Source organism: Agrobacterium sp. CGMCC 11546, assembly GCF_013365515.1.
Classification (GTDB): Bacteria; Pseudomonadota; Alphaproteobacteria; order Rhizobiales; family Rhizobiaceae; genus Agrobacterium; species Agrobacterium fabrum.
Genome location: NZ_CP047388.1, coordinates 1010003 through 1026279 on the forward strand (window position 1 = coordinate 1010003; position 16277 = coordinate 1026279).

Annotated in this window: 15 protein-coding genes and 1 pseudogene; 2 read left to right on the top strand and 14 right to left on the bottom strand. The window is 53.3% G+C overall.

All coding sequences use genetic code 11. From position 1 onward, the window contains the following. Nucleotides 1-63: 63 nt before the first annotated feature. From GSF67_RS26315 to GSF67_RS19410, 13 genes and pseudogenes are all read right to left on the bottom strand, one after another. Nucleotides 64-369 carry a hypothetical protein gene (locus GSF67_RS26315; protein WP_006314923.1) on the bottom strand — a complete coding sequence of 102 codons (306 nt, stop codon included), beginning with the start codon at nucleotides 367-369 and terminating at the stop codon, nucleotides 64-66. After that, on the bottom strand, nucleotides 369-1934 hold the full coding sequence (locus GSF67_RS19360) for an IS66 family transposase (RefSeq protein WP_006314922.1): 1566 nt from the start codon (nucleotides 1932-1934) through the stop codon (nucleotides 369-371). The genes GSF67_RS26315 and GSF67_RS19360 overlap by 1 nt, the downstream gene beginning before the upstream one ends. 72 nt (nucleotides 1935-2006) lie before the next feature. After that, on the bottom strand, nucleotides 2007-2354 hold the full coding sequence (tnpB, locus tag GSF67_RS19365; protein ID WP_006314921.1) for an IS66 family insertion sequence element accessory protein TnpB: 348 nt from the start codon (nucleotides 2352-2354) through the stop codon (nucleotides 2007-2009). Next, nucleotides 2351-2713 carry a transposase gene (locus GSF67_RS19370; protein ID WP_006314920.1) on the bottom strand — a complete coding sequence of 121 codons (363 nt, stop codon included), beginning with the start codon at nucleotides 2711-2713 and terminating at the stop codon, nucleotides 2351-2353. The genes tnpB and GSF67_RS19370 overlap by 4 nt, the downstream gene beginning before the upstream one ends. 281 nt (nucleotides 2714-2994) lie before the next feature. Beyond that, on the bottom strand, nucleotides 2995-3612 hold the full coding sequence (locus GSF67_RS19375) for a recombinase family protein (protein ID WP_006313366.1): 618 nt from the start codon (nucleotides 3610-3612) through the stop codon (nucleotides 2995-2997). 154 nt (nucleotides 3613-3766) lie between these two features. Continuing rightward, complete coding sequence (locus GSF67_RS19380) at nucleotides 3767-5386, bottom strand: type I restriction-modification system subunit M (protein WP_006313367.1); 1620 nt, start codon at nucleotides 5384-5386, stop codon at nucleotides 3767-3769. Next, nucleotides 5383-6471, bottom strand: a complete 1089-nt coding sequence (locus GSF67_RS19385) for an AAA family ATPase (RefSeq protein ID WP_006313368.1) — start codon at nucleotides 6469-6471, stop codon at nucleotides 5383-5385. The genes GSF67_RS19380 and GSF67_RS19385 overlap by 4 nt, the downstream gene beginning before the upstream one ends. Continuing rightward, nucleotides 6464-7069, bottom strand: a complete 606-nt coding sequence (locus tag GSF67_RS19390; protein ID WP_256435177.1) for a restriction endonuclease subunit S — start codon at nucleotides 7067-7069, stop codon at nucleotides 6464-6466. The genes GSF67_RS19385 and GSF67_RS19390 overlap by 8 nt, the downstream gene beginning before the upstream one ends. Before the next feature lie 30 nt (nucleotides 7070-7099). After that, nucleotides 7100-7315: pseudogene (locus GSF67_RS26235) on the bottom strand (restriction endonuclease subunit S); the annotation flags it as partial. A 47-nt stretch (nucleotides 7316-7362) separates the two neighbouring features. Further along, nucleotides 7363-8582 (bottom strand): IS3 family transposase gene (locus GSF67_RS19395; protein WP_085944109.1). Its coding sequence is split into 2 segments (ribosomal slippage): nucleotides 7363-8243 and nucleotides 8243-8582, totalling 1221 coding nucleotides; the frame shifts between segments, so codons are not numbered across the junction. A gap of 52 nt (nucleotides 8583-8634) precedes the next feature. Then, complete coding sequence (locus tag GSF67_RS19400; protein WP_176072067.1) at nucleotides 8635-9051, bottom strand: hypothetical protein; 417 nt, start codon at nucleotides 9049-9051, stop codon at nucleotides 8635-8637. Next, nucleotides 9041-12007, bottom strand: a complete 2967-nt coding sequence (locus GSF67_RS19405) for a type I restriction endonuclease subunit R (RefSeq protein ID WP_006313370.1) — start codon at nucleotides 12005-12007, stop codon at nucleotides 9041-9043. Before GSF67_RS19405 ends, GSF67_RS19400 begins: the two co-directional genes overlap by 11 nt. Continuing rightward, nucleotides 12004-12192: a helix-turn-helix domain-containing protein gene (locus GSF67_RS19410; RefSeq protein WP_006313372.1), complete on the bottom strand. Its 189-nt coding sequence runs from the start codon at nucleotides 12190-12192 to the stop codon at nucleotides 12004-12006. The genes GSF67_RS19405 and GSF67_RS19410 overlap by 4 nt, the downstream gene beginning before the upstream one ends. A gap of 232 nt (nucleotides 12193-12424) precedes the next feature. Between GSF67_RS19410 and GSF67_RS19415 the strand changes: the two genes are divergently transcribed. Continuing rightward, nucleotides 12425-12709, top strand: coding sequence for a hypothetical protein (locus GSF67_RS19415; protein ID WP_006313373.1), 285 nt, complete (start codon nucleotides 12425-12427; stop codon nucleotides 12707-12709). Nucleotides 12710-12717: 8 nt separating this feature from the next. Then, the gene (locus GSF67_RS19420) at nucleotides 12718-14457 is read left to right on the top strand and encodes a hypothetical protein (RefSeq protein WP_128822069.1); all 1740 of its coding nucleotides are present in this window, start codon (nucleotides 12718-12720) and stop codon (nucleotides 14455-14457) included. A 510-nt stretch (nucleotides 14458-14967) separates the two neighbouring features. Here GSF67_RS19420 and GSF67_RS19425 read toward each other — a convergent pair. Further along, nucleotides 14968-16224, bottom strand: a complete 1257-nt coding sequence (locus GSF67_RS19425; protein WP_006313375.1) for an MFS transporter — start codon at nucleotides 16222-16224, stop codon at nucleotides 14968-14970. Between the last annotated feature and the right edge of the window lie 53 nt (nucleotides 16225-16277).

Genomic DNA, 16277 nt, shown 5'->3' on the forward strand with positions numbered 1-16277 from the left:
CCCGGGACAAGTTTCGATTGTGAGCGTCCGGCGGACGCATTTTCGGCTGTGGAGAGATGGATGCTATAGGCCGCGTTTCATCTCATCGACCATGATGCGGTCGATTATCTCAGGATCGCATTGTGTCTCGATGAGGAACTCGCGGATACCGCCGTCCCACGTCCTGATGTCGGCGAGCAGGCTTTGAAGCTCTTCGATGCCGTTCGGGGTCAGACCCTTCGTGCCATCCTCACTGCCATCACTGACGTAAACCAGTTCGCCTTCGGAGATGTTGTCGAAGTTTGCGGTGATTTCCTCGATCAGTTCGAGGTTCTCGCTGATCATGCCGGCGACTTGGCTGAGTGTGTAGATAAACCTTGAGCGAGCCATCAGACAGCCTCGTGTCGAGCTTTTGCCGACGCCCAGTTCCAGGGCAGCAGGTCTTCAAGTCGATCCTTGGGGTGATCCCGGATCCGGGTCAGGACGTCTGTCAGGTAGACCTCCGGATTATGGCCGTGCAGTTTGCCCGTCTCGATGATGGTCAGAATGTTGGCGATGCGCTCACCGCCCTTATCCGAGCCGGCAAACATCCAGTTCTTCCGGCCAATTCCAAGCGGTCTCATGGCTCTTTCGGCGATGTTGTTGTCGATTTCGACCCGGCCATCGTCGATGTAGACGCTCAAGGCTGCCCATCGCGACAGGGCGTATCGCATCGCCTCGGCAAGCTTCTGCTTCTGCGGCAAAGTTGAGAGTGTCGCCTCGATCCAGGCCTTGAGTTCGTCCAGAACGGGTCTCGCGTGGTGTTGGCGCAGGGTACGACGCTCATCAGCCGACATGCCGCGGATCCGGTTCTCGATATCGTAGAGCGCTCCAATGCGCGACAGCGCTTCCTCCGCGATCGGTGACGACTTCAGCTTGATCACATCATGGAACTTGCGGCGCACATGCGCCATGCAGGCGGCCTCAACGATCTGGTTGCCGTAGAGTTTTTTGTAGCCCCCATAGCCGTCGGCATGCATGACGCCGCTGAAGCTTGCCAGGTGGTCAGCCGGATGCGCCCCCTTGCGGTCAGGGCTATAGTAATAGGCGATGGCTGCGGGAGTGGCGGATTGATAGCCACTGCCGTCGAAGACGTAGACCCAGACCCTGCCGGTTTTTGTCTTGCCCCGTCCGGGGTCGAGAACATCGACCGGGGTATCGTCCGTATGTATTCGGTCGAGTGCTGCGATATGGGCCCTGATCAACAAGATGATGGGTGTCAGCAAAGCGGATACGCGGCCGACCCAGTCGGCCATCACGGAGCGCGATATGTCTATTCCCAGCCGATCATACATCTCTGAGAGACGGTAAAGCGGAATGTGATCATCGAACTTGGAGACCATGATATGGGCGAGCAGTCCCGGCCCGGGCTTGCCGCGCTCGATCGGCAAGGTCGGCATCTCGCCAGCCACCGTCGTATCGCATTCCCGGCAGATCATGCGCTTTTCCACATGCCGGACAATCTTGACCGACGCCGGCACGTGTTCCAGCACCTGAACCACCCTGTCGGGCGCCTTCAGGAACGAGGTGCCACCGCAGGTCGGGCAATTACAGGGAGCCTCATAGATCAGCTCTTCGGTGGCGAGACCATCGGGCAATGGTTTGCGCTTCGGCTTGTCCGGCGCGTCGTCCAAATCCGGCAAGGGTGTTTTCCCGGCGCGCAGTTCAGCCTCGGCACGGGAAGCCTCAATCTCCTCCAGCATCAGTTCGAACTGCTCTATCTTCCGGTCGATCTTTTCCGAAGAGGCGCCATGCTGCCGATGTCGGAGAAGCTCCAGTTGCGCGCGAAGAAGCCCTATGATGGAGTCTCGCTTGATGACCTCGGCTTCCTGGCTCTCAAGCTTTGCCGCCTGTTCGGCGACCAGTGCGCGCAAAGCAGTGAGTTCGTCCTGACTGTCCAGCGGCGCTGTTTCCATATCCGCGAATCTAGCCGATTTGCCTCTGACGCGCCAGCGTTAAGCCTCGGATGCCCTTGCAAAATATAGCTTTTATCCCGTTCGGCCAGGAGCGGACGTCCATGCCGGGCGGCGCCAATCAATCCCCTCGATGAGCATGGAAAGCTGCGCCTGCGTCAGGTGCGCGACACCTTCTTTCGCTGTCGGCCAGGGAAAGTATCCACGCTCCAAAATCTTGTAGAACAGGCAGAACCCCTGGCCGTCCCACCAGAGAAGCTTGATCCGGTCAGCGCGCTTTCCGCGGAAGCCGAAGATCGCGCCCGAGCCCGGCGCCTCCTTCACCACCGTCTCGACCAGCGCGGACAGACCATCAATGCCACGCCGCATATCGGTCACTCCGCAGGCCAGATAGACCCTTACATTGCCCGATGGCCCGATCATGCCGCCTCCACGCAAGCGACCAGCGGACCGAGCAGCTTCAACTCAACGTCAGCAGGAACCTTCAGGCACCGACCGTTCCGCAGCAATATCTCAACGATCGCCGGCCTCGCTACCGTGGTAGACGCCTGACTTACGCCAGCCTCCTCCATGATTTCCACTGGAAGGAACACCGTCGGTCGATCAACATAGTTGAACGACTTCCGCCACAAGCGAATCTGGCCTGGATGAATGTCGTGCCGACGCGCCACATCGCCAATGCGAGCACCGGGTTCATCAGCTTGCGCCAGTATCCTCAGCTTCGCCTCGTCCGACCAGCGCCGCCTGCGCTCGGTACCGGACATGATCTCCATGCGAGCCATGAAACCTCTTTGTTCTGGTATTAATGTCAGCACTAATGCTGGTTCGAATGCCAGAACATCGCCTGATTTGCCCGATCAGCAAAAACAGCTCACCGGACGCTTACTTTCGATTTCGCCTTCGCTGACTACAGTTGTGCACCATCCGGATGAGAGGACACCTCTGCAAGCGTTAGACGACGTTCTCAGGCGCGTTACCGAAAGAATTAGATCGAAATTAAACCGGCTCAAGAACGCTGCTGTCTCCCGGATACGGACATGGCTGCACTAGGTCGCGGTCACCTTCAAGGAATTTTCAGTACACGATTGCCATCCGGGCGAAGCTCCCCCGATGGGGATACATGTCGGTAGAGGGTTTGCCTGGTAATCTGAAGCTCGTCGCAGAGATCACCTACAACCGTTCCAGGCTTGCCCATAGCGGCTTGAGCCAGGCGGAGCTTTGCAGGCGTCATCTTCGGCTTCCGCCCCCCAATACGACCGCGAGCCCTGGCGGACTTCAGACCGGCAATGGTCCGTTCCCGAATTAGCTCCCTTTCGAATTCCGCCAGTCCACCAAATATGGCAAAAAGCAACTTCCCTTGTGCCGATGAGGTGTCGATGGGTGTTTCGCCGGACAAGACACGGAAACCAACGCCGCGTTTCGACAAGTCATCGACAGTGTCCACGAGATGGCGAAGATCGCGCCCCAGACGGTCGAGCTTCCAAATCACAAGCGTATCGCCAGGACGGAGCGATTTGAGGCAGGAATTTAATCCTGGACGATCATCCCGTTTTCCCGATGCAAAATCCTCATAAACCATCGATGGATTGACACCAGCACTGAGCAATGCGTCCTTCTGCAGGTCGAGCACCTGAGTGCCGTCCGCTTTCGAAACCCGAACGTATCCAATCAGTTCACCCATATCATTTCCTGTCACTAAAACGGTCGTTTAAGTAACAATGATGATGCAGCGTTTTACGGGCGGCAACCTTGTAACCTTTCGCGTCACTTTTTTAATGTCACTATTACGCAAAGAAATAACATACGTTACGACGATGTCATGTATCAAATTGGTTTCAACCCGGTAACAAACTCAAGCCTAGTTCGTTGAGAAATCCGTTGTGTTTGCTCCGTGCGGCACTGATTTCCATTTCAATGGCTTCCAGCTTTTCGTGAACTTCCTCAAGAGCGATTTGCTCCTCAGCCGCTGTCATGCTGACATATCGCGATATATTGAGGTTGTAGCCGTGGTCCTCTCGGATCGTTTCGATTGGCACTCGCTTTGAATAACGATCCTCTTCTTTCCGGAACTTATATGTCTCTACGATCTTTTCGATATGCTTCGGTAAGAGCTGGTTCTGCCGTTTGCCCTTTTCGAAATTCTCGTCGCTGGTTGCGTTGATAAACAGCACGTCATCTGGCTTTTTGCACTTCTTTAGAACGAGAATGCAAACGGGAATGCCAGTGGAATAAAACAGGTTGGCGGGTAGGCCGATGACAGTGTCGATGTGGCCGTCATCCAGGAGCTTTTTGCGGATGTTCGCTTCTGCACCTCCTCGGAACAAAACACCGTGCGGAAGTATGATGGCCATTGTTCCCTGATCGCTCAGATAATGGAAACCATGCAGGAGGAAGGCAAAGTCTGCAGCCGATTTTGGCGCGAGCCCATGGGACTTAAAGCGGACATCGTCCGCGACCGCGTCAGAAGGCTCCCAGCGATAACTGAATGGAGGATTGGCAACTATAGCGTCAAAGTAGGGTTTCTTTGCGGGGTTTGCCTCTCGCAGTTTGTCCCAATCATTGAGTAGCGTGTCCCCATGGAAAATTTCGAACTCGGAATCCTTTACCCCGTGAAGCAGCATGTTCATGCGGGCGAGGTTATAGGTGGTAATGTTCTTTTCCTGGCCGAAAATCCGTCCGATGGTGCCGCCATCTTTGGTTATCCGATTCCGCACATTCAGCAACAACGATCCTGAACCGCAAGCGAAGTCGAAAACACTGTCCAGGTGCTTCTTTTTGCCAAGGGCGGGGTCCTGGCCGTCTAGCGTCACAATTGCCGAAAGGATGTCAGAGACCTGCTGCGGCGTGTAAAACTCTCCAGCCTTTTTGCCCGAACCCGCAGCAAACTGGCCGATCAGGTATTCATATGCATCGCCAAGGGTGTCTTGTTGCGACGAAAATCTTGAAAGGCCATCCGCTATTTTGGAAATGATCTCGTGGAGCTTCTTGTTGCGGTCGGTGTAAACTTTGCCGAGCTTGTCCGACGCGAGATTGATCTCCGAAAACAATCCCTGAAAGTTCTGACCGAACGACTCTTCTTCGATGTGGGTGAACGCCTTTTGGAGCGTATGCAGCAGCTCATCGTCCTGCCGACGCGCCATGTCAGCTATGTTGCCCCAGAGGTAATCAGGTTCGATTACATAATGCACCCGGCGACGCATGAGGTTCTCAAACTCATCGACATCGTCAGGATTTTCCTCGTACCAGCGTTGCAGCGGCGTTATGTGACCGTTCGGCCCAGGATACTCTTTTCCCAATTCCTTCTTGGCTGCGGCCTCGTAATTGTCGGAGAGATAGCGCAAGAAGAGGAAGGAAAGCATATAATCGCGAAAATCGTCGGCATTCATTGCGCCGCGCAACTTGTCAGCAATAGCCCAAAGAATTTTGCCAAGTTCTTTTTGTTGTTCTTCGGTCACTTCGCGGCCTCCTGCTGTCCTGTTATCTCTGGCAGTTCAAACCGATAGCGGTCGATGAATTCAGAGTAGATTTTTTTGAACAATTCTTTCGTATCAGCCACCATCTCACGCGGCTCATAAATAGAATATTTTCCGTGGCTCAAAAGGTTCAGTGCACGCGCGTAAAGCACTTCGTCGTCCAGCCCATGAATGCAGCTTGAAAAATCCTTCGAGCCGAAGAAAAGGGCTGTTTTCTCCATGATGCTCCGCAGCATATTGAAATGGTACGTGTATATCTGGTCGGCTTCGACGGCATTTTTCAATTCCCCCAGTGTTGCAACGTGGTGGAAGAACGGAGTCTCGTCGGTTCCCCTCAGCGTGTATGTGTCAACGCCAGTTGGACGATGGTAAAAGTGAACCTTCGTGCTTTGATGCTTTAGCTCGTTCACCATCACATTGAAAAATAGGCCATGATGGGTGGAGACGACTGCCTTAATCTTACCTTTGCCGCTCTTCAAGAGCTGCGCCAGATCGTTAGCTACTGCAATAGCGTTGTTGTCGTCCAATGAGGAAATTGGATCGTCAATATAGAGGTTCTTCACCCAGGAATAGGAAACATGCCCATCGATCACCAGCTCACAAATGGCAAGGAACATGCACCAAATGAAAAGATTTTGCTCACCGCGAGAAACCTTGATGTTATCTTCTCGGTCTCGCGAAAATCGGACCTGCCATTTTTCATAATCAATCCTGAAGTCAAAGTCGGCGTATCGTTCCAGGTATGCAAAAATCTTCTCCTCCAGGGCAAGTTCCTTGAATCCTGAAAAGAACGCTGACCCTGAGTTGATTATCAAGTGCCGATCAGCATCGCCCTGAAGGTCATTATGCCAGTAAAACAAATCTTCAGTGAAAGCGTTGAAATAAAGAGTATCCTTTCCTGTGGCCATCTTTTTTGCGGTCTCTTTAAACTCCATCGAGAGCCGCGTTTTTCCTGTGCCATTGTAAGCAAAAAGCAGAACGTAATCGAAATCTTTCAAATCGCTTCGAATCCGGGTCACGACGTGGCTAAGTGCCGCGTAATCGTAGACTTTGGGCTTGTTAGCCATGATCCACCTCAGAGACCGCAGGGAACAGACGTTGTATCAACCCCTTTTTGTGCATACGCAGATTTTTAAGCTTTTGTCTCTGTTGTAAAATCAGTTCGTCAGCGAGAGAAAGACAATCCGCAATGCATCGTTGCTCCTCGTAAGAGGGCAAACCAATTGGCATGTCCGTGATCATCGCCATCCTCACGGAGTCGACCGAGTTTTTTGCGCTTAATTGGCTTACTCTGGAATAGAAATAATTGGAGAAGTATAAGTATACATACTTCGGTAATACGTTTTTATTGAAATCGCAGATACAGTATACTCTTTGATGGAAGTCGAATTTCCCGTTGATATAATGGAAATTCTTCCCGACTCCTACTCCGTCTCCTGAAGTCAGGATTGCCTCTCCGTCATACGAAAAGGTATCAATACGCTCTACAGTTTGCGACCTTACAAAGAATGGATATGCGCCGCCCTCTTTTTTGTTTTGTGTATCCTTCCCCCCTGTTGTCACTCGCGCCACTTTGCCAATCGTTGAGGTAACCCAGCTGTCTGCGAAACCAGGAAAACGTCGCCCAGGCACAGTTTCGCCTTCAACGGGGAAAAGCTCCTGCATCAGCCCTTTTTTGTGGCGTTGCAGGACCTTTAGCTTCTGCCCTTCCGCTTCTATCAGCTGATCGAGCGACGACAAACAATCTGCGATTTTTCGCTGTTCATCTTTATCTGATGGGTAGCTGACTCTGACGGAGGCCAGTCTACTCGCCGAGATGCCGAGCACCTTAGCTCCTTGAGCCTCGTTCTTGATCTGAGTTCGGGGTGAACTGGATTGAAATAGATGTCCGGCGAAGCCAACCAGCAGCTTCTTGCTCTTCTGCCGTGCTGGAGTTGCCCCTTAAAAACCGGACAGGATCAGGTTTCGGTTTGACGGTTTAAGAACTCACGAGGCGAGCAATAACCCAATGCCTTATGCGGGTGAAGGGTGTTGTAGTGTTCGAACCATGAGGGCAGTTGCGCGATGACGGTCATGGCGTCCGGCAAGGGGTTCACCGAGACGTAATCGCGCTTGAAGGTTTTGACGAAGGCTTCGGCCATTCCGTTGGATTGGGGGCTTCGAACGGGCGTTGAACACGGCTCCATGCCGATATCGATGAGCAGCGATCTGGTGTCCTTTGCGATGAAGCAGGAGCCGTTGTCCGTCAGCCATTCGATTGGCTTTGGAAGGGTGTTGATGAGACCGAAACGGTTCTCAACAGCCGTGATGACAAGGTCCTGGACGTCCTCGCTCTTGATGCCCCCGGTTGTCGCGACATGGGCGATGGCCTCGCGATCACAGCAATCGAGAGCGAAAGCAACGCGCACCTTCTCCTTGTTTTCGCAGCCGATTTCAAACCCGTCTGAACACCAGCGCAGATTGGATTGCTCGACGGCGACACGGCCATCGTGGCGACGAGTGTCACTTGCACCGGTGTGGCGCTGAAGAAGCATGCCGTGGACCTTCATCACCCGGTAGACGCGTTTGGCATTTGGCCATGGACGGTTTTCGCTGCGGGCTTTACGGCGCAGGATCGCGTGAACCCGGCGGTATCCGTAGGTCGGCATGTCATCGATGATCGACTTGATCTCTTCCAACAGTTTCTGATCAGCGAGCGGCGGCCGCCCTCTGGCTCGAGAAGGACGTTGCCTCACACGTTCCGCTATGTTGGATCGGGCGACACCCAGGGTCTCGCACACCGCCGTCATCGCGAACCGTCCTTCGGCAACGAGAGCGAGCGCAACAGGTGTTTTTTTGACCCTGATGCTATCTCAAGCGCTTCCTTGAGGATTTCGCCTTCCATCGTCTTTTTGCCGAGGAGGCGCTGCAGTTCTTTTACCTGGTTCTGAAGCGCTCTGTATTCGGATGCCGGGACGACCTCTTCCTGCGATGCCGTCGCCGTCAGCGCACCTTGCGCCGCCAATTTACGCCAGGCGAACAACTGGTTCGGCTGAATGCCATGCCGTCGAGCAACGATGCTAACCGTGACGTCAGGCTCGTAGGTCTCCTGGACTATCGCGAGCTTCTCCGCTGTCGACCAGCGACGGCGGCGCTCAGGGCCGGACAGCACTTCTATCTTAGGTATGTGACTGGTCATAATGGGCACATTACTCCTAACACTTAACAAGTGGGAGATCGTGTCCGGAGATTTAGGGGGCCACTACACGTGCGTGGAGCGTATGCAGTCCCGCAACGAGCTTTTGGCCGTCGACATTTACAATCTCGATGCTTTTACCGACATCGTCTAAGTCCTCAGAGGCGTCGGCAAATATGACATCGCCTTCAACGCAGAGTTTGCCCTCCTTCTGCACGTTTTCAGGTTCGCTGATGAATGGGACATTCTCATTCCTAATGTCGAAAAGGGCCCTGAACTTCGTGTGTATGTCGCCATAATGGATATTTTTGACTGTTCCATACTCATAGTTGAGCTTGTCTCTAGACAGAGAATTAGTCGTGACAAAACCGTACAGCTCACCAAAGATATTTTCAGCCCAGTTTCCTGAATTACGAAATTCTGGAAAACGCAGCTGCGGTTGCAAACTGATCTGCTTGGAATTATTGCTCATAGGCATTCAGTCCCGCTATTTCGCGCCCACCGCTCAATTTGTTGAGCAAGGGAGACAAGTCCTCCACCAGCTCCAGCTCTTTTCTATTCTTCGCTTTCCAGCTCAATTCCAACGGTTCAAGAAGCTCGCTCAGCTGCTCGCCATCAAAAATCATCCGGCGCAAAATCCCGTCCACAAAGGCTTGCAAGGGAGCAGTTGCAAGCCCATGCTTTTCAGCAAGTGCAGCAAGTTCCCTGGTCTTCTTTGCTTCCTTGAATCTCCCGTAACCCTCGCGAATTTCCTTCTCACTCAGGCCTTCGCCTTCTGTCAGGGTAAAGATATAATCTTTGATATCCTCACGCTCGTCCATGAACTTGGCGTCGGACGCAATGAGGCCAATGAGCTGCTCTCGGCTCATGCTGGTTCGACTCGGTTCCTGGGCCGAATACTTTGCGATGAGTGCAATAATGTAGTCGTAGTCGATTATTGCTGACGCAAAGAGAACAAATTCAAAATCCAACTGCTGGACGTCTGGCGTGGCATTCCCACCAGCCTTGTCCTGCACAGCTTTGAGTTGTTGCGCAGTGGTGATATAAACTCCCTTGAACCCCTGTAACCTTTCCTTCGTAATCACATTCTCAACTTTTTGCTTCTGATCCTCGTTCAGGTCGGTATATTGATCAAGCTGGGTTTTGAGGCGCTGCACTTCTTTGAACAGGTTGACGAACTGACCACGCGCGGCATCACCCTTCAGGTTTGCGACCTGTTCGGGCTTGGCGTCTAGTCCCTGCGATTTCATGAAATTGCCGAGTTCTTCAACGGCCCTACTAAGCTTCCCGATCACAACGGGCGCTTGATCCACCAACCATATTTCCTTGGCTCGGTCAGACTGATCCCCCGAGAACAGGGCAATGGCATCATTCACCGCGTCCTGCTGTTGCCGGAAATCGAGAATGTTGCCGTAAGGTTTTGTGTCATTAAGAACGCGATTGGTGCGTGAGAACGCCTGAATCAAGCCGTGATACTTGAGGTTCTTATCAACATACAGGGTATTCAGGAATTTAGAATCGAAGCCAGTCAGCAACATGTCAACGACGATGACGATGTCAATTTTTTCCGCATGCTTCAAATCCTGGTTAGGGTATTGCTGATCCTTAATGCGCTTCTGAACATCCTGATAATAAAGATCGAATTCGCCAATGCGGTGGTTGGTGTTGTAGTGTCTGTTGTAATCGGTGAGGATGTCGCTAAGTGCCGCCTTCTTCTCATCCGGCGCAACCGAGTTGTCCTCCTTTTCCTGTGGCAAATCTTCTTGAATCTGCTTTATGTCCGGGCTGCCTTCAGCGGGCGGGGAGAAGACGCAGGCGATATTGAGCGGCTGAAAAGCCGGGTTTGCCGAAGACTTGTCTTTCTGAATGCTTTTGAACAGCTTGTGATATTCGATTGCGTCATTGATCGAAGCGGTAGCCAGAATGGCATTGAACTTGCGCCCGTTGGTGGCGGCATCGTGCTTGTTCAAGATGGCTTCTACGATTGCCTTTTTCGCCAAGGCTTCCCCCGGCTTTGGCTTGCCCTTTCCATCCGGCTTGTAATAGTCGATATGAAATTTCAAGACGTTGCGATCATCAATCGCGTCTGTGATCGTGTAGGCGTGGAGCTGGCTCTGAAAGATATCAGCCGTGGTCTTATAGGTGGCCTGACCGCCTTCGATTTGCTGATAGCTGGCATTTTGCTCGAAGATCGGTGTTCCAGTGAAGCCGAATAGCTGTGCGTTCGGAAAGAATTCCTTGATGGCTCTATGGTTTTCGCCAAATTGTGAGCGGTGGCACTCGTCGAAAATAAAGGCGATGCGCTTGTCGCGGAGCGGCTCAAGACGTTCTTTATAGTTCTGCCTGTTGGTTCCATCCAGAGCCAGGCCGAGTTTTTGGATCGTGGTGACAATCACCTTGTCGGCATAGTCGCTGGAAAGGAGGCGCGTCACCAGCGTCGACGTATCTGTGTTCTCCTCAACGCAACCTTGTTGGAAACGGTTAAACTCTTCGCGGGTTTGCCGGTCAAGGTCTTTACGGTCCACGACAAAAAGACATTTCTCAATGTCCGGATTGTCTTTGAGCAAGGTCGACGCCTTGAACGAAGTCAGCGTTTTACCGCTGCCCGTGGTATGCCAGACATAACCATTTCCTGTCTGCTGGTGAATGCACTCCACAATCGCCTTCACCGCGTAAATCTGGTAAGGACGCATCATTAATAGCTTCTGCTCGCTGGCGACCAGAACCATGTAGCGGCTTATCATCTCTCCCAGGGTGCACTTCGCAAGGAATTTCTCGGCGAAATCGTCGAGCTGTCCGATTTTTTTATTTCTCTCGTCGGCGAATTGATAGACTGGCAGGAAACGCTCGTCCGCATCAAAGCTGAAGTGACGATTATTGTTGTTTGCGAAATACCAGGTTTCAGAGCGGTTGCTGACGATGAACAACTGGATGAAGCACATCAGCGTCTTACCGTACCCGTTCCCGGGAACGTTTTTATAATCGACGATCTGCTGCATTGCCTTCCGAGGAGTGATTTGCAGAGATTTAAGCTCAACCTGAACGACAGGGACGCCGTTGATCAACAGGAGGACGTCATATCGATGATGGCTGTTCTCAGTGTTGATACGGAGCTGGTTGACGACTTCATAGGTGTTTTTGCACCAGTCCTTGATATTCACCAGGGTGTAATTAAGCGGTGTGCCGTCGTCCCGTTCAAGGCTGTTCCGTTCTCGGAGTGTCCGAGCAGCTGTATAAACGTCAGGCGTGATAATGGTTTCAAGGAGTCTAGAAAATTCGCTCTCGGACAGCTTAACCTTGTTCAGCGCCTCAAATTGTTGCCGGAAATTGGTTTTTAGCGCGTCGAGATCGCGGATGTCTGCCCGGTATGCGTATTTAAGGTCGGCGAGTTTGCCGATCAAAATTTGTTCGATCTGTTGCTCGTTCATGAACGACTTGCCTCATTTCCTTCCCGCTGAACGATCCACTTTTCCAGTGCGCTCTTGCGAAAACGCCATGAGCCACCGACTTTGAAGCCAGGAAGTTCACCCTTGGCCGCCAACGCATAAGTGGTTTTCTCCCTGAGCCTCAGATACTCAGCGACTTCCCTGATCGTGATTATGTCATCGTCCATGACTTAAGCCTCAACTTTGAGTCGCGAACGTAACATGAAGGATGTCGGAAAAAACAGGAAAAAGCAGGAAATGAAATTGGCTATTGCCAGCGAGGAAAATCTGCCGAACACTTCTATGTGGCCACCTAATTTCGAGTGACCTGCGGTTGCCAGCCATGCCGTCGTGTGCACGACGGCAGTAGGCCAGGGGGCTTCGCCCCCGTGGACCCCCAGAAGTTTTAGGCAGTGTAAAATGAAAGAAGCGTTCGTAAAAATCCGGATTTCCAATACCGACAAATTGCGGCTGGAGCATTTTGCGGACGTTGCCGGTAAATCTATCTCCCAAATTGTCCGTTCCGCCATAGAAGAAACGATACAAGGCCGCGTTGCCGGTCATCAGCGCCGCGAGGCAATTGCCAAACTTCGCCGTTCAATAAATCAGATGCTTCAGGCGTTCGCCGGTAAACCAATCGACGTCGCAGCGCTTAAAGAGATCGCAGCGCAGGTACGGTTGGACGCGAACAGGGTCCTGACATGATCTGTGCCATGATTATCAAAATCTGTGCCATGATTATCAAAGCCGTCCGTTTTCGGACAACGTCGAGTTTGAACAAGCTGATCAGCCATCTCCAAAACGGGGATGACAACGACGCAGTTGAATTTCTGCGCGGCACTGCAACGGATATCGCCGACATGCATCGAGACGCTCTGACGAAGCGCTCCAAATACTCTATCCGACACTGGATCATCGCCCCGCGTGAAGCGACGTCTCGGATACAGATGCGCGAGGTCTTGACGATGATTGCCGAAGAATTTGGCTTCAACCCTGAGCGAGCGGTGATCATCGAGCATAGGAAACCGCGTGCGACAGCGGAGGCGCATTCTGCACACTGGCATGTACTTGTCGGTGAGATTGATCCTGCTTCCGGAAAGGTTCTGAAGTGCTCGTTTGATCGTATTATCCACGAGCTTATTGCCCGATGGTCCGAATATAAATTCGGGCACCGGTTCATTTCTGGAGCGCATACGAAAGCGGTTGTCGCGGGTCTGCGAGAGCGCGGCGCTATTGAGGTAGCAGAGAGTATTGACGCCCAACTTGGTGGAGTGGAACGCCCTCCAAGAGAAGCCTTTACAAATGCGCAACATCAGGCTGCGAAGCGAGTTGGAAACGATGTTCCAGCTATTAGGCAGGCTGTGCAGCACGCCTTGGCTACAGCGTCCAAAAGAACCGAGCTGGAGGCCACCTTGGCCGCGTCAGAGCTGAAGGTCATGCCTGGAGAGAAGCCTTCCACATGGATCGTGACCGACATGGGCGGACAGTTCATCGGCTCCCTTGCACGATTGGCTGGAAGGAAAAAAACTGAAATCAACAACATAATGAAAGTGGTGGACGATGAGCCAGCCAACGACAAACCCGACAATCGAACAAGCGATTCTCGCCGAAGCGAGAGCCATCCGCAGCCTGCTTCAACCGTCAAGCAATCAGCAGATGCCCGGTCCAGACATGCTGATCCAGATACAGGTGAAAATCCTGGAAGCTCTCGAAAACGTGTCGAACCAGATCGAACTGCTAAACCAGAGACTGAATTGCCCGACGCTGTCATCTCCAGCCCCATAGGCTGGCTCACTCGCCTCAATAGCTACAAGGGTCAGCTTTCTCTGCTGATGGGCAAGGTCAACGTTTTGGCCATGACACCGGAGGAACGCATTGCTGTGTCCCTTTGGGAGATTGAGGAACAGGCGAGAGCTGATCTCAATCGCCGAATTCCCGACCTCAAAGCTTCCGAAAAGACGACGCGCATGCGTGGCGAAGTTGCTGACCTGGAGACGAGCGTCGGAAAAAAATGGGACATACTTTTCGATGCCGAGCGACGACTTGCGAAGGCCCCTCGTCCGCGATGGTGGCACTACCTATTAGGAATTTCTTTTATCTTTGAGCGGCAGCAGCGGCAATGCATGTCAGCGGTTCAGCAAGCCTCCGAGGTGTTGCAAACTTGTAACCGCGACCTTGAGGCGTTGAAAACAAAGCTGGTTCGTCAGGAATTTCAGGACAAACAGAAGCATGCCAATCTTGTGCGCGACATAGCTCAGCGAAAGCAGGCTGCTGGCCCACTACTTGAACAAGTTGCTGCTGCAACTGGGATTATCCGCGTGCATCCAGCCATGGCATTTTGTGGTCTCAAATTCATCCTCACCCATGCGCGTTTAAGGGTCGATGAACTGAAGCGGATCAAAGCGAAGGCCGAGAATGACCTGGACAATGGCGGCTTCGGGTATGGCCTATAGTCGGAAATCGACTGCTGCATCAGTGGCATAAAAAGTCTTGTGCTGCTACCAGAACGGCCTGAAAGCGAAAACCTAGCTGGGGCTACTGGCGTTGGGACATGTTGTTTACAGGGTGTCAACTCCGTAGTTGTTCAACCGTATGGGACGGGGCGGACTTTCCCGACTAATCCGAGGCCTTCCTCCGTAACGTTCAACATCGATAGAAGCATGACGCAGAGCGGATCATACCCAGTATGTTGACATTGGGTTCGAAAATGTGTACCCAAAACCGTACCAGGCGTACCCCTTGTTTCAAGGTTTATCAATAGGTTATGGCCAACTTGGTAGAGGGTCCCACCCTCTCCGCCATTCGGCCGAAACTCCTTTAATGCCACTAGCATCGAAATTAGCTAAGGCCCCATGATCGGGTCGGCAGTAACAAGACCGACGCCACCTGTGATAGAGGGAATGCTGCGGACGCTGGCCTGAATACGGTCGCGTTCCTCGGCGCCTGGATTTCAAGATCCTATCTCACGGCGAACCGGTTTGAGCTTTCGGCAGGCGTGGGGACGAGATGGCGAGCGGTATCGCGGTCGCAACTACCGGCACGATCAGTGCTGACCAGGCTGCCCCATAACCAAAACTATCGACCAGGAGCCCGAACAGGTAGGGCCCAATAGCCATGACAGCCAGACAGATCGTGGATGCGAAGGCGATTGTCGATGCTATCGAGCCTTTCGGCGCGCTCTCGGCGATCTGCAGAAGGTAAAGCGGAAACCAGCCGATCCCGAATATCCCCAATATGATAAGCACGAGCAGGATAACCGGTGACGGCGTGCCGATGGGAAGAAGCGCGAGCAGTGCTGCGGCGCTGGCAGCAATCACGGATACCAGTCCAAACGATTGGCCGCGAAGACCGGGCCGAAAGCGATCGCTGAGCCAGGGCAGGAGAATGCGGCCGGGAATGCCCGCAAGCTGTGTTGCGGCAAACATCGAAGAGGCGACGAAGAGGCCAAGCCCCAGGCCGTCCGCCATGAAGCCGATGACGTGTGCGGTCAGGGTGAATTGAAACGCCGACATGGCAATACCAAGCCGCAAAACGGGCCAGAAGCTGCGATCCTGCCCGACGATGCGGGCGAGTTTTGCCAAGGGGAGCGGACGCTCTGTTTTGGCCGCAACGTCGCCTGCCTCGCGGTATAGCCCCCAGAAAAGTGCTGCGCCGACGATGGAAACACCGGCGCACAGCCATGCAGCCGCATGCCACCCGTAACGAACTGCCATGAACGGCAGGAGGGCCGCTGCGATCATCGTTCCGAAGGGAACCGCGGCCTGCCGAAACCCTGTGGCTATTCCACGTTTGGCGGGCGGGAACCAGCGCATGATTGCCCGCGTGCCGCCCGGTTGGACAGCTGCATAGGTGCCGCCCAGAAATGCGATGCAAACAAGCAGCGCGGGCAGACTGTTTGCGAATGTTGCCGCGCAGGCCATGGCGATCGCCATACCGAGCATGGCAATGCCGACGATACGGCGCTCGCCGTGAATGTCGATGGCACGGCCGAGCGTGAACATCGTTGCGATCTGGACACCGTTCATGACGGTTACGGCAAGTGACGCGGATGCGAGCGACACGCCGAATGCTTCCCGCCAGAAGGGTACGAGAATGTAAATTCCCTGCGATACGAACGAGCCTGCGGTCTGCGTTCCGACCGCCACGGCAAGCACTGCCCATATGCGGGGATCGGCGGCGGGGGCAGGGCCAGGCGACGATGAAGAAATCTGTGACGACACGAAAAACTCCTATCAAGATTTTCGTGCAATAGCCGTCTTGAAGGGTCGATAGA

What these genes read in the sequence shown, in the direction of transcription:
- GSF67_RS26315 (WP_006314923.1), bottom strand. Translation starts at nt 369, where the DNA reads ATGGCTCGCTCAAGGTTTATCTACACACTCAGCCAAGTCGCCGGCATG.
- GSF67_RS19360 (WP_006314922.1), bottom strand. Translation starts at nt 1,934, where the DNA reads ATGGAAACAGCGCCGCTGGACAGTCAGGACGAACTCACTGCTTTGCGC.
- tnpB (WP_006314921.1), bottom strand. Translation starts at nt 2,354, where the DNA reads ATGATCGGGCCATCGGGCAATGTAAGGGTCTATCTGGCCTGCGGAGTG.
- GSF67_RS19370 (WP_006314920.1), bottom strand. Translation starts at nt 2,713, where the DNA reads ATGGCTCGCATGGAGATCATGTCCGGTACCGAGCGCAGGCGGCGCTGG.
- GSF67_RS19375 (WP_006313366.1), bottom strand. Translation starts at nt 3,612, where the DNA reads ATGGGTGAACTGATTGGATACGTTCGGGTTTCGAAAGCGGACGGCACT.
- GSF67_RS19385 (WP_006313368.1), bottom strand. Translation starts at nt 6,471, where the DNA reads ATGGCTAACAAGCCCAAAGTCTACGATTACGCGGCACTTAGCCACGTC.
- GSF67_RS19390 (WP_256435177.1), bottom strand. Translation starts at nt 7,069, where the DNA reads ATGCAGGAGCTTTTCCCCGTTGAAGGCGAAACTGTGCCTGGGCGACGT.
- GSF67_RS19400 (WP_176072067.1), bottom strand. Translation starts at nt 9,051, where the DNA reads ATGAGCAATAATTCCAAGCAGATCAGTTTGCAACCGCAGCTGCGTTTT.
- GSF67_RS19405 (WP_006313370.1), bottom strand. Translation starts at nt 12,007, where the DNA reads ATGAACGAGCAACAGATCGAACAAATTTTGATCGGCAAACTCGCCGAC.
- GSF67_RS19410 (WP_006313372.1), bottom strand. Translation starts at nt 12,192, where the DNA reads ATGGACGATGACATAATCACGATCAGGGAAGTCGCTGAGTATCTGAGG.
- GSF67_RS19415 (WP_006313373.1), top strand. Translation starts at nt 12,425, where the DNA reads ATGAAAGAAGCGTTCGTAAAAATCCGGATTTCCAATACCGACAAATTG.
- GSF67_RS19420 (WP_128822069.1), top strand. Translation starts at nt 12,718, where the DNA reads ATGATTATCAAAATCTGTGCCATGATTATCAAAGCCGTCCGTTTTCGG.